Source organism: Desulfosporosinus sp. HMP52, from assembly GCF_000765145.1.
Taxonomy (GTDB): domain Bacteria; phylum Bacillota; class Desulfitobacteriia; order Desulfitobacteriales; family Desulfitobacteriaceae; genus Desulfosporosinus.
On sequence record NZ_JMGA01000009.1, the window covers coordinates 68,391 to 81,180 of the forward strand.

A 12,790-nucleotide genomic window follows, 5' to 3' on the forward strand; every position below is an offset into this window, starting at 1 on the left:
TGTGATGTTTAACGTAGCATCCCACAACAAACTTTAATAAGATCAATGAATTTAGCTTAAACTAATAGATGAATTGCATGAGGAATTTATTTTAATGGGAGGGCTGTCCATGTCAACCGTTACAAATAAGCAAAATCCACCTTCAGGTAAGTCAGAAGGATTTTTAGAAAAGTTTTTTCATTTAAACGAATTAGGTTCTAATGTTCGAACGGAAGTATTAGCGGGGATAACTACGTTTATTACAATGGCCTATATTTTGTTTGTAAACCCTATTATTTTGAAAGACGCTGGAATGCCTATTAGTGCAACTTTTGCGGCAACCGCTATTGCTGCAGCATTTGGCACCCTAATTATGGGCTTGTATGCCAACTATCCAATCGCTTTAGCACCGGGAATGGGGCTTAACGCATTCTTTACCTACACTGTTGTTCTTGGAATGGGACTTAGTTGGCAGACAGCACTCGGGGCAGTCTTCATTTCAGGTGTGGTCTTTTTCCTCATGACGGTCACGAAAGTTCGAGAGTGGATTATCGAGGGTGTACCTCCGGTCTTAAGGCTCTCAATTGGGGTTGGTATAGGCTTATTCATTGCTTTTATTGGACTTAAAAACGGCGGACTGATTGTAGCTGACCAAGCCACATTTGTTAAACTTGGCAATATGAAGTCCCCTGGCGTTCTCGTTACTGTCTTCGGTCTAATCGTTACGGGCGCATTGATAGCCAGGAAAGTAAAAGGCGGTTTGTTGATCGGGATCATTGCTACGACAATCTTAAGTATGATAATGGGCGTTTCCCCTTATCCCACAGGAATATCCAGTTTTGTTTCAATGACTAATCCATTGTCAGCTGTTGCACCAGTGGCATTTGAACTGGACGTTTGGGGAGCAATAAGTTATGGCTTTATTTCAATTCTCTTTGCCTTTACACTAGTAGACTTGTTTGATAATATCGGTACCTTGCTCGGAGTATCACGTAAAGCCGGCCTTTTAGATAAGAACGGGAATCTACCTCGTGCCGGAAAAGCCTTGATGGCAGACTCAGTGGGAACTATGTTCGGAGCTGCAGTGGGAACTCCTACTGTAACCTCTTATATTGAAAGTGCCTCAGGCGTAGCTGAGGGTGGTAAAAGCGGACTAACTGCAGTTACCGTTGCAGGTCTCTTCTTAGTGTCACTTATTTTTGCTCCACTGGTCGGACTAATTCCTGGACAGGCAACTGCACCGATTCTTATCTTAGTTGGTGTCTTAATGATGAGTGAAGTTGTTGAAATTAAATTTGATGACTTTACCGAAGCTTTACCTGCATTTATGACAATCGTCATGATGCCTTTAACCTTCTCGATTGCTCAAGGTATTGCTTTTGGGTTTATGTCTTACACTCTCATTAAATTAGTGAGCGGCAGACATAAGGAAAATAACTTAGTTATGTACGTCTTTACAACTCTCTTTATAATTCACTTTATTATTGGTGGGCATTAATCTAAGTAAGATTTTATGGAGAGATGCGTCAGATCACATCTCTCCATACTTAAAAAACATTGATCATTCTTGCTTAATATAATGTATAGTCAGAACAAGGATACTTGGCCATCCATGGCCAGCGCATGGCGCCAGCTTCAGAGTGGAGGGGCCTTTCGCAAGAAGGGAAAGGATGGGAATTGGATGCGCATTCTCTTTAAAAATGCGAATATTGTTACAATGAACGCCAGTCGGGAAATCATCCATGGAGATCTGCTTGTAGATGGATCTCAGATTGTAGCAGTTGGGGGAGATATCGAACAACCTGCAGATCAAGTAATTGATCTTAATGGAGATTTACTAATACCAGGCTTAATTCAGACGCATATTCATTTATGTCAGACTCTGTTTCGAGGACAGGCTGACGATTTAGAACTTTTAGATTGGCTTAAACAAAGAATTTGGCCTCTGGAAGGCGGCCATGATCCGGAATCCTTATATGACTCTGCCTTATTAGGGATTGGAGAATTGTTCCTGGGTGGGACAACGACGATTGTCGACATGGAAACGGTGCATCATACTGAACATGCCTTCGAAGCCATCCTGACAAGTGGCTTAAGAGCTTTGAGCGGGAAGGTAATGATGGATGATTGCAATGGAGATATACCACTTTCTTTGCAAGAAAAGACTGAGGATTCGCTGCAGGAAAGCGTAGATTTGTTTGAAAAATATCACGGTAAGGGAAATGGGCGCCTAGAAGTTGCCTTTACTCCGCGCTTCGTTATTTCCTGCACCGATTCATTATTAAAAGAGGTTTCGCAACTTGCCCGCCAAAAGAATGCTTTTGTCCATACACATGCCTCAGAAAACCGTTCGGAAATTGAACTAGTGGAACGTACTCGGGGAATGCGGAATATTATCTATCTGGACAAGGTGGGATTAACGGGGCCAAAGCTAATCTTAGCTCATTGTATCTGGCTGGATGAGGCAGAAAAGGAGATTCTTGTCCGTACCAAAACAAGAGTTTCACATTGCCCGTCTTCAAATCTTAAGCTGGCCTCCGGAATTGCGCCGATTCCGGAACTTATGAGACGTGGGGCAGAGGTTTCCCTAAGCGCCGATGGGGCACCCTGCAACAACAATTTAGACGGATTCCGGGAAATGAGACATGCCGCTTTGATTCAAAAGCCCTTACATGGACCGACAGTTATGCCGGCGCGAGAAGTTTTTGAACTGGCTACCTTGGGTGGAGCACGAGCTATCGGCCACGAACATGATTTAGGAAGTCTGGAAGTCGGCAAAAAAGCTGATTTGGCAGTCGTAAGCTTGCAGGGTTTACACACCTGGCCCAATGACCATGTAGATGTTTATTCTCAGTTGGTTTATCAGGCGGTTTCCTCTGATGTTCGCCTGACAATGGTAGACGGCAGAATTGTTATGAAAGATCGCCAACTGTTAACAATTGATGTTCCTAAGCTTAAGTTAAGCTCAACCCGCAGTCTGAATCGAGTCTTGCAACGGGTCGGACTTGTTTAAACTATCTCTTATTGCAATGGAATGACTGAAAAGTGTCCCCACAGCCATAAATGGCCAGAGGGGACACTTCCTATTAAAAATACAGATCAAGCATGCAAGTAGGAATCTATAATATAAGTTGATTTGCACATGTTAAAAATTAAAGCCTTATCATACGTGAATGGAGCATGAGCATATGTCGAGCTTTAAACAAAGAATGGATGAAGCCCGGGGCCTGGTGAAGATTGACATGGTTCTGAGACGAGCAAGGTTAGTTAATGTCTTTTCGGGAGAAATCCATGAAACAGAGATTGGAGTCCATCAAGGAGCTTTTGTCGGCATTGGCACCTTTGCAGAAGCAGAAAAAGAGCTGGATTTGTGCGGTAAGTATGTTGTTCCGGGATTGATAGACGGACATGTCCATATTGAAAGCTCGCATCTCTGTCCGGAGGAGTTCTGTTCAGTTCTACTTTCCCATGGTGTAACTACAGCGGTTGTCGATCCTCATGAAATTGCCAATGTTTTAGGAAGTCGAGGGATTCAATATATCCTGGATAGTGTTAATGGGTTACCCTTTAATACCTTTGTGGCACTTCCCTCATGTGTACCGGCAACAGATTTAGAAACTTCCGGGGCCCACCTCAGAGCTAAGGATCTCTTACAATTCGTCGGACACCCTAAAGTTATAGGTTTAGGAGAAGTTATGGATTACCTGGGAGTGATCGAAGCTAAGCAGGATATGGTGGAAAAGCTAAGTCTTCCTGTATCCTTCTTTGACGGACATGCTCCGGGAATATCTCCCCAGGATCTTAATGCTTATTTCCTAGCCGGAATACATACTGAACATGAATGTTCAACGGTCGAAGAAGCTAAAGAACGGCTGCGACGCGGTTTTTATGTTATGCTGCGAGAGGGCAGTGCAGCCAAGAACCTTTTAGATCTTTTGCCTGCAGTCACGAGCCAAAATTCCGGACAATGTCTTCTTGTCACAGATGACCGACATCCCAGGGATCTTCTAAATGAAGGAAGCATCGATCATCTTGTTCGTCTGGCGATTAAGGCAGGAGTAGATCCAATTCAAGTAATCCAGATGGCTACGATCAATGCTGCCCGAGCGATCGGGCTCTCTCGCCTAGGTGCGGTAGCGCCGGGTTATCAAGCGGATTTCGTTGTATTGAATGATTTAAAGAGTTTTGCAATAGAGGATGTATACTGGCAAGGAACAAAGGTAAGCCCAAAGGGCGAGCGGCCAAAATTTCCACGCTCTGATGCCTCTGGACTTACTGAAAGTGTACATTTAACTGATTGGATACCGGAAAAGCTTAGAGTATTTGCCAATAGGGAATCCAAATCCTTGAGTCATGCTAAAGTTCAGGTCATTGGAGTCCAAGATCATTCCCTAGTTACAAGGGCCCTAATACGGGAACTGCCTGTCAAAGATGGACTGATTATGACTGATTTAACTCAAAAGATTGCCAAATTAGCGGTGCTGGAACGTCATCATGGAACTGGCAATATCGGGGTAGGGTTTGTCGAGGGTTTAGGCCTAGCCAAAGGAGCCATTGCTTCAACAGTCGCTCATGATTCCCATAATCTAGTTGTCGTTGGAATGAGTGATGAGGAAATGAACTTAGCCATTAGGACCTGTGTCGAGATGGGTGGCGGTCTATGTCTAGTCGATAACCATCAGATAATCGGAAAACTCCCTTTGCCAATTGCCGGATTAATGACGGACCAGGATGCCGAGACTGTAGCTCAGAATTTAGCTGAGTTACATAGGTTAGCAGTCGGTCTTGGAATTAATCAAATGGTTGATCCTTTTATGACCCTGGCATTTCTTTCTTTACCTGTCATCCCGGAATTAAAACTTACAGATTTAGGCTTGGTTGACGTAGAACACTTTCGGTTAACTGATGTAGTATTAGAAAGTTAGTCCTAGCTTTTGATCTGTATTTAAACCATCTTTAGAATGGGGATGCTCCTCCTTTAAGTAACAGATTAAATAATAAAAATCTGTTACTCAAAGGGGGAGCAGTTCCTTTTATATTTAGGAACAAGGGGATTAATATCTGGATCTGAAAAAAAATAATTGTAGCTATTGCCTTGCCTGAAGAAGAAAAGTTGCCAGTGATCCGTTTCGTAGATTATAATGGTTCGAAAGACCTATAATATTCTAAATTGTCAAGGGTAGTGTAAAACTTTATAGGACTAAAGGGAAAAGTTTTAAAAAAACATAAATTCATAAAGGTTTTTAGTGATATTTGACGAACTTAGTCTATTAGGCCAAAATATATAGGACAAAGACTTACACTAATCTTGGATAGGGTGAATTTTCATGCGGTTGGTAAGTACTCGTTATGTCAAGGAAGGATCGATTTTAGCACGTCCTGTAATTAATTCTTCAGGTAGAATTTTATTGCAGACGGGGATTCGCCTGACTGCTTCGTATATTGAACGTTTAATAACCATGGGTTACGATGTTCTTTTTATTCAGGATAATCGATTAGAAGACGTTGAATTTCATATGTCGATTACCGGCCAAACTCGGGAAGTTGCCTATAAAACGATTAAGCATGTCAGCAATTATATAGAGAGTGGTCAAGAGGGGACTTTAGTCGTGGCTGACGTCCGATCAACTATTCAGCAAATGATTAACGACCTGCTTTTTAGTGCAGATATTTTGGGGAATTTGACCGACATGCAAGGGTATGATGATTATACTTTTCACCATTCTATTAATTCAACGATTGTTGGCCTTGTCTTAGGGATTGCTTCAGGATATTCTGAACAAAAATTAATCGAGTTTGGTATGGGTATTCTCATGCATGACATTGGAAAAATATTAATACCAGAACATATCCTGAATAAAAAAGCCCCTCTAACTGAGGAGGAATTTGAGGAGATTAAGAAGCACGCAGGTGATGGGTTTAATATTTTACGGAAAAATAACGACTTCAGTTTGCTTTCGGCTCATGTGGCCTTTCAACATCAGGAAAAGTGGGATGGATCGGGTTACCCTAGAGGACTAAAAGGAAGCGAAATTCATGAATATGGCAGATTGGCTGCAGTAGCTGATGTTTATGAAGCTTTGACCAGTAAACGGATTTATCGCAAAGCAATTGAGCCTAATGAGGCTTATGAATACATTGTTTCTCAATCCAATACCCATTTTTGTCCTCGAACTTTAGAAGTATTTAAGAAACATATTGCAGTATACCCGTCAGGTTCCGGGATTCTCTTGAGTAATGGTCAAAGAGGAAATGTTGTAAAACAAAACCCAGCCTTCCCAAACAGGCCCTTTGTCAGGATGTTCTATGAGAACGAAGAGGAACTTGCTTCGCCAATCGATTATAACCTGGCAGAATGCCCCTCTCTGATGATTATTGCCGTGGACAACCGTTAAATATTTATAAACGTTTAATATTAAAAAAGTAGAGCCTTTTTCTTAGACTGATATAATTGCTTGCTTTAGGTAGATTAGGTTAATTTCTATTGCCTATCTTCAGAAGAGGTAGAACAGGTTGAGTAAAAGGCTCTTTTTGTATGCGTATCTGTAGTTAATATTAGATTTACATGATAATGCAAACCTAGACATAAAAAAACATGGCTGGGCGCTTTCGATTTTGCGCCGGCCATGTTTTTGATGTTTTATTATGAGTTGCTCAGAAGTACTTGGAAGTCTGCCAGCTCGTGAACAGGTCTTTGACAGGTGAAATTTTCGCATAAATATGCTGTCGTTTGATCCGGCTCAACAGGGTAATCATGAAGCCAAGGGACAATATCACTAATACTTCCTTCTTGGTACAAAACTGACGAATAGGGACGAAACTCAGAGAAGAAGAGTTTACGCATTTCCGGAAGTTCAGAGGAGTTAAGGGAGCCTGCCAGTACCAATTCCTGAGAAGGATGAAGTGCATACTGGATAGCTTGGATGAAGGCTGTGTAACCTGAAGGATGCTCTTCAAGAACTGTTCGGAAATTCAGCAACTGCTGCTGGGCCTTTTGTTCCCAACGTTCATCTCCGGTTAGGCGGGCGAGACGAAGTAAATTGAGGGCAGTAATGGAATTACCCGAAGGAAGGGCACCATCATAACTCTCTTTCGGACGAAAGAGAAGTTCTTCCGCGTCTGAACCCGTCAGGTAATATCCGCCAGCTTCTTCGTCAAAAAACAGAAAATCCTGTTGTTCTTGAAGTTCTAGGATGGTTTGGAGGACTTTGGGTTTGCCGCTTGCAGAATATAGTTCCAGAAGACCCCAAATTAGAAAGGCATAATCATCTAAGTATCCCAGGTAGGCAGTATCACCTTCACGGTAACGGGCCATTAAACGACCGTCACTTCGCCGGAGCTGAGTAAGCACAAAGTCTGTTGCTCTTTCAGCTGCTTTCAAATAGGAGGTATCTCCCAAAACTTGAGCCCCTTTTGCTAAGGCAGCAATCATCAAACCATTCCAGGCGGTTAATATTTTATCATCTTTATGAGGGTGGACTCGCTTCTCCCGTGCATCAAAGAGTGCTCGCCTTGCGGATTCTAGAGATTGCAAAACTTCTTCTTCAGATAAAGAGTTCTCGTGAGCAACCTGCTTGATTTTCCCTAATAAAAGGTTCGGTATATTTTTTCCTTCAAAGTTTCCTTTAGAAGTAATGTCATATACAGCACAATACTTAGCCGCTAACTCCTTATCTAGAACGGCTTCAACCTCCTGGGGAGTCCAGACATGGAATTTTCCTTCTTCCCCCTCAGCGTCGGCATCTTCTGCTGAATAGAAACCTCCTTCGGGCGAGGTCATATCTCGCAGCACATAGGTGAAAATTTCTTGGGCGATTTGAGCATCTTTAGAAAAGTTGGTTGCTTGATAGCTTTCTAAATACGCTAAGGCTAGTAAGGCGTTATCATAAAGCATCTTTTCAAAGTGAGGGACCAACCATTTATCGTCAGTACTATACCGTGCAAATCCAAATCCCACATGATCATAAATTCCACCGAGAGCCATACCATCGAGAGTCTTACGGACGATTTCCCCGGCTCTGTCTTGAGGATGATCCTCCCCATAGCGCAGGAGGAAGGTTAGTGTATGTGGAGTCGGAAATTTAGGGGCACTTCCAAAACCTCCGTAACGTGAGTCAAAGCTCTGGTCAAGGATGGAATAAGCCTGAGAGATAACTTCATTTCCCCAAGATCGGATGGACTCTGGGGTCTCCTTGAGATTACTTGAGACTGGGGATGTTTTATTAGGTACGGAGCGTCCGGTACGGACAGCTGCCACAATCTGATCCGCAGACTCACGTAATTTTAGTTCATTCGTTGTCCAGAGAGTCCCTACTTGTTCCAGAAGCTCCAGCATTCCCTTATAGCCATAGCGCTCTTTTTTGGGAAAATAAGTTCCTGCAAAAAACGGCTTGTTCTCGGGGGTCATCATAATTGTCAGCGGCCAACCACCTGATCCGGTGAGAGCTTGGCAGAAGGCCATGTACAGATGATCTACGTCCGGACGTTCTTCCCGGTCGACTTTGATGGAGATGAAGTAGCGATTTAGTAAGGCGGCAACCTCGTCGTCTTCGAAGGATTCACGTTCCATTACGTGGCACCAATGGCAAGTCGCTTGTAGTAGACAACATTCACGAATACCCAATAGATAAGAAAATGGGTTTGTTCTCAGCATTCGCTTTTTCAAACGCATCTTTTCCCCAAGGAAACCAATCAACAGGGTTATTTGCATGTTGAAGTAAATAAGGTGATTTTTCCTTGGCTAGTCTATTGGGTTGATTCGTAATCGTCATATGGGCAACACCTCCCTTTTTCTATTTATGCAGTTAATATACCCAAACAATACTTAAGTAACGCATTAGTAGGATAGTGGAAAGAAATGGATTATAATAAAATATGTGGTGGTGGGTCTTAAACAGTAACGCATTCGTAAGATATTGTTAAGCACTTAAGCTGTTCATCAGGATTGAAGTTGTTTGGAGGGGGAAAGAAATGTTTATTTTCCCAGCGTTTATTGACCCTACAACAGCTGTAATTAGTGTGTTTATACCTATAATTGGAATTCCTATCATCATAGTTGCCTTTGTGGTATGGCATATTAGAAAACTCAATAGAATCGAGAAAATGCTTAAAGAAATTCAAGAAAAGTTAAAATAGACCAAAAGGTGTTAAGCATTTTTCTTAAACGCTAAAGTAAAATACCGTCTAACCCACATTACTTGTGAGAGATATCCGACGCAGGAGGAAATTTATGTAATATGGCGAAGACATATAAAGTAAGATAATTTATTTCTTAAATGGAGTTATTTAAATATATTTTTTGAAAGAGAGGATGGAGTGGTTTGAAGAAGTTCGCCAATCTTATTATTATTCTCTTTACCTCCTTATTAGCTACTTGCGAAGTTTTGTTTTTAGGACTAATTTACTTGAGTAATGCTATTAGTTCATTCTCAATTGGATTCGTTGGAATTATGTCTAGTATGCAAATATTTCTTAATTTCCTTTTTGTTGCAATATATGTGGTTGTCATATTCTATTTCATTAAGACTAATCAAAAAGCAATGATAATAACTTCTTTAATTGGTCTGGTTTCTCATGTAGCTTTATGGATGTTTATTTCTAAAAGCGTTTCATAAGGGAGGCCACATCGTATAACAAAAGGCATTCACGATGATAATTAACAGTCCCCCCGTTCACAAATGTACGAGGGGACCTAACGTAACAATCATTATCGGACTTTATGTGTTCAATAAGAACGTCTGGCAACACAACTTTGATAAAGACCAATTTGCGAACCTGCATTCGAACATCTTATACTTCGCATTGTTCTTAAACTGGTTACTAGAGTAGATAGTGTGTATAAGGGTTTTTTAATGGTAAACAGAGATATTGGTTCAGAATATTTATACGCCAATAGACAACCTAAATTCATAGAGATAATTAGGACCTTCTTTTTATGGAGGTGGTTAGAGCATGGACCCAGAAACTTTGGGAATTTTGGAAGGGTTCTCGAATTTGGCGTTGGTTTGCATTGCCGTGACTATAATTACTAAGGCTACGGGTGGTATTGAGGGAGCGAAGATATGAATAAAGATCTTTTTTTAAACAAACAAATATGGATTATCCTAACACTAACTACAACAATTACTTATTTAATATTATTGAATAATATTAAATATTGGTTAATAGTAATGTTCATTTCTTTGCTAAGCGTTTTTGGAATAGGAATACTTTTTGAAAAATCATATACTTGGAAGATTCCGGTTTCAACAATTCCACTAATTTTTATGTGGCATAGTTTTGTTGCATTTTCAACTGATCAATCCCCAATTTACACTATGATATATGAAATTCCGTTTATTATTATAACAACAATATTTACGATGGGATTCCATATTTTTAGTATGTCGGATTCTGAGAAGAGTGATTAATTAATTCAATAAAATTTAAATTACAGTTTTTTTAATGTAAAACGAGAAAATGAAAAGTACTCACTCAGGCATCATCCACTACATCACCTACAACACTGTGAAGTTTGCAATAGACAACACATTACCATACGCCCAAAGCGGTGCAGCAGGAATGATTTACAAAATTATGATGCGACAACTGGTAATAAAATTTAGTCAATACGGTATATACTCTTATTAATAAATCAATAGGAATCTTTTCATTCTTGATTATATTTAATTAAATAAGCAGGATTTTAGTGATATGGCAAATCTTATGTATATCAAACATAAGAACGAAATCATTCGTCAGTTCAAATTTGGTGTGTCAATTAAGGCAATTTTAGTATAACAAGTTAACATTTCATGTAGATGGGCAATTCTTATTGATACCCTTTGTCACAGCAAGCTTTAAACGGAGGAGAACTATTCGCCGATGCAATTGGACACCCCATGGGCACCACGGACGTTGGGATGTATCCAAACTTCCGGATTGAGCGCGTTCGCATGACTGGAGCGGGAGCGGTTTAGGGTTATCAAATTGTAAGTCTATTGTAAAGAATCACGAAGGGACTATAGATATCAAAGCGAGTGAGGAAGAGGGACATTTGTTACCATTGGTTGCCTTACGAATTTTTATAAAAAATATGCGGTTTCTCGATATAATTAAACATTATTATGTCTTGCTGAAAATAAAGACAGATGCTATCATATGCTATATGGAACATATAACATATGAGTCGTTAAAAAAAGCAGAAGTGATTTTTCGTGCCTTGGCGGATCAGACTCGTCTCCGGATAGTGAGGATTCTATTTTTAGGTGGAGAGTCAACCGTTTGTGAGCTCGTGGACGCACTTCAAGTACCTCAATATTCAGTGTCACGCCATCTCTCTATACTTAGGCATGCAAATATTGTTAACGAAAGACGGGAAGGAGCTTGGAGGTATTATTCAGCCCTAGTAAAGTCGGAAAGTTTTGCCGGTAAACTACTCACCATTATTGGGGCTAATCTTAGTGAAGAACAATTGGAATTAGACTTGGAAATGTATAAGAAGCGATTGTCTTTAAGAGTAGATGGAAAATGTGTAATTGGAACAGATACCTAAAGTTTTAGGATTATTTGTAAGGAGGACGGGGGTAATTGTCAGAACTTGAGCAAAAAACTAAAGAATTAATTGCTATAGGGGCAAGTATTGCTGCAAATTGCCAGCCATGAGTGGAGGTGCATTACGAAGCTGCCCGTGCGGCAGGTGCAACAGTTCTAGAAATAAGAGATGCAATTGATATTGCAGAAATGGTAAAAGAAACTGTAATGATGAATTCAAGGGTATTAATTGATATGCTTATAAATGAATCAACGGATAAGAAAGAGCAGTTGGATACTATCCCTGCTAGTTGCCAGCGAGTGTGTCGTAACTAATAAAGATTGGGCGAAAAGCTGCTACCTAGTTCAGTTAGCATATTTTTTTAATTTTTCATATGCTGATATGCGCATGTATGCAATTAATAATTTTCTTGATTTTATTTAAAAGGAGGAACCGGAATGCCTAAATGTGAAAAATGTGGGTTAGATGTCTCGCAAGATGAGCTATACGAAGATAATGGATTAAAGGTATGCGAGGACTGTAAGATAAGTGGCATAAAGCGTCCAGAAACAAAAATTAAATTCTGAAGTAATAACTAATTAAAACTGATTGGGATTGTACAGCATATTACCGTATTTTAGACATTTTCTTTCGCTAAGCGCTCAAGGTCAGAGTAAATATACCTAATTTATTAAGGAGGTTGTTTATCGTGACTATTTGTAATTGTGGTGAAAAATCGATATTGAGGAATGTTTATGCATGTAGTGGTTGTGCTGATGTAGGGGAAATAGCGGATCAGGTAAGCCGACAATTGCGAAAAGAGGGTTTTGCCCAATCCTCAATGAGTTGCATAGCCGGTATTGCAGCACATATGAAACCATTTATAGATGCAGCCAAAAAAGTTGAGGAAGTAATAGTAATTGACGGTTGCCAGGTGATTTGTGGTAAGAAGGTTATGGAGCATGCGGAAATAAATGCTGTGTCTTATATTTTAACGGATATGGGATTGAAAAAGGGGAAAACAGAAGTCACTTCAGAAGTTATTAACGATATTTGCAATAAAATTAAGGAAAAACAAAATCGATTATGATTCTTAATCTTACGGCAATAGATCAATTTTGAGTTAGTATATTCGGCTGTAATCAGCATTACGGAACGAATCTTTTGGGGGACTTAAAGTAAGTTGCTGGGAAATTTATCTCAAACCCTTTGGTTAAGCAGTTTTAAGTTGGGTCTTCAAACATCTATGACACCAGTGGCATGTCGATAAACGACACTACGAATATCCAATGATAAGAA

At 40.3% G+C, this 12,790-nt stretch carries 10 protein-coding genes and 1 pseudogene; 10 read left to right on the forward strand and 1 reads right to left on the reverse strand.

The features are described 5' to 3' along the window. The first annotated feature begins 109 nt into the window (after nucleotides 1-109). The 4 genes from DP73_RS03395 to DP73_RS03410 all read left to right on the forward strand — a co-directional run bounded on the left by DP73_RS03395 (nucleotide 110) and on the right by DP73_RS03410 (nucleotide 6,374). Entirely contained in the window at nucleotides 110-1,477 is a 1,368-nt protein-coding gene (locus DP73_RS03395; protein ID WP_034597407.1) for an NCS2 family permease, read from the forward strand. Nucleotides 1,478-1,660: 183 nt separating this feature from the next. Further along, entirely contained in the window at nucleotides 1,661-2,992 is a 1,332-nt protein-coding gene (locus DP73_RS03400) for a 5'-deoxyadenosine deaminase (protein ID WP_034597446.1), read from the forward strand. 175 nt (nucleotides 2,993-3,167) lie between these two features. Then, a complete protein-coding gene (gene ade, locus DP73_RS03405; RefSeq protein ID WP_034597409.1) occupies nucleotides 3,168-4,904 on the forward strand; it encodes an adenine deaminase in 1,737 nt (578 codons plus the stop codon). A gap of 402 nt (nucleotides 4,905-5,306) precedes the next feature. Then, nucleotides 5,307-6,374, forward strand: coding sequence for an HD-GYP domain-containing protein (locus tag DP73_RS03410; RefSeq protein WP_034597411.1), 1,068 nt, complete (start codon nucleotides 5,307-5,309; stop codon nucleotides 6,372-6,374). A 248-nt stretch (nucleotides 6,375-6,622) separates the two neighbouring features. Here the strand turns inward: DP73_RS03410 and DP73_RS03415 are convergent. Further along, a pseudogene (locus tag DP73_RS03415) lies at nucleotides 6,623-8,750 on the reverse strand (thioredoxin domain-containing protein). A gap of 199 nt (nucleotides 8,751-8,949) precedes the next feature. Here DP73_RS03415 and DP73_RS23300 point away from each other — a divergent pair. From DP73_RS23300 to DP73_RS03440, 6 genes are all read left to right on the forward strand, one after another. Next, nucleotides 8,950-9,114: a hypothetical protein gene (locus tag DP73_RS23300; RefSeq protein ID WP_165574374.1), complete on the forward strand. Its 165-nt coding sequence runs from the start codon at nucleotides 8,950-8,952 to the stop codon at nucleotides 9,112-9,114. Nucleotides 9,115-10,040: 926 nt separating this feature from the next. Next, the gene (locus DP73_RS03425; protein ID WP_034597415.1) at nucleotides 10,041-10,388 is read left to right on the forward strand and encodes a hypothetical protein; all 348 of its coding nucleotides are present in this window, start codon (nucleotides 10,041-10,043) and stop codon (nucleotides 10,386-10,388) included. Between the two features lie 626 nt (nucleotides 10,389-11,014). After that, nucleotides 11,015-11,512 carry a metalloregulator ArsR/SmtB family transcription factor gene (locus DP73_RS03430; protein WP_052090359.1) on the forward strand — a complete coding sequence of 166 codons (498 nt, stop codon included), beginning with the start codon at nucleotides 11,015-11,017 and terminating at the stop codon, nucleotides 11,510-11,512. A 116-nt stretch (nucleotides 11,513-11,628) separates the two neighbouring features. Continuing rightward, complete coding sequence (locus DP73_RS03435) at nucleotides 11,629-11,826, forward strand: hypothetical protein (protein ID WP_128751375.1); 198 nt, start codon at nucleotides 11,629-11,631, stop codon at nucleotides 11,824-11,826. 123 nt (nucleotides 11,827-11,949) lie between these two features. Continuing rightward, entirely contained in the window at nucleotides 11,950-12,078 is a 129-nt protein-coding gene (locus tag DP73_RS24150) for a hypothetical protein (RefSeq protein ID WP_282432649.1), read from the forward strand. Nucleotides 12,079-12,200: 122 nt separating this feature from the next. Further along, a complete protein-coding gene (locus DP73_RS03440) occupies nucleotides 12,201-12,581 on the forward strand; it encodes a putative zinc-binding protein (protein WP_052090360.1) in 381 nt (126 codons plus the stop codon). Nucleotides 12,582-12,790 lie beyond the last annotated feature (209 nt).

Excerpts from the sequence above, each read along its gene's own strand:
- DP73_RS03395 (WP_034597407.1), top strand. The coding sequence starts at position 110 with ATGTCAACCGTTACAAATAAGCAAAATCCACCTTCAGGTAAGTCAGAA.
- DP73_RS03400 (WP_034597446.1), top strand. The coding sequence starts at position 1,661 with ATGCGCATTCTCTTTAAAAATGCGAATATTGTTACAATGAACGCCAGT.
- ade (WP_034597409.1), top strand. The coding sequence starts at position 3,168 with ATGTCGAGCTTTAAACAAAGAATGGATGAAGCCCGGGGCCTGGTGAAG.
- DP73_RS03410 (WP_034597411.1), top strand. The coding sequence starts at position 5,307 with ATGCGGTTGGTAAGTACTCGTTATGTCAAGGAAGGATCGATTTTAGCA.
- DP73_RS23300 (WP_165574374.1), top strand. The coding sequence starts at position 8,950 with ATGTTTATTTTCCCAGCGTTTATTGACCCTACAACAGCTGTAATTAGT.
- DP73_RS03425 (WP_034597415.1), top strand. The coding sequence starts at position 10,041 with ATGAATAAAGATCTTTTTTTAAACAAACAAATATGGATTATCCTAACA.
- DP73_RS24150 (WP_282432649.1), top strand. The coding sequence starts at position 11,950 with ATGCCTAAATGTGAAAAATGTGGGTTAGATGTCTCGCAAGATGAGCTA.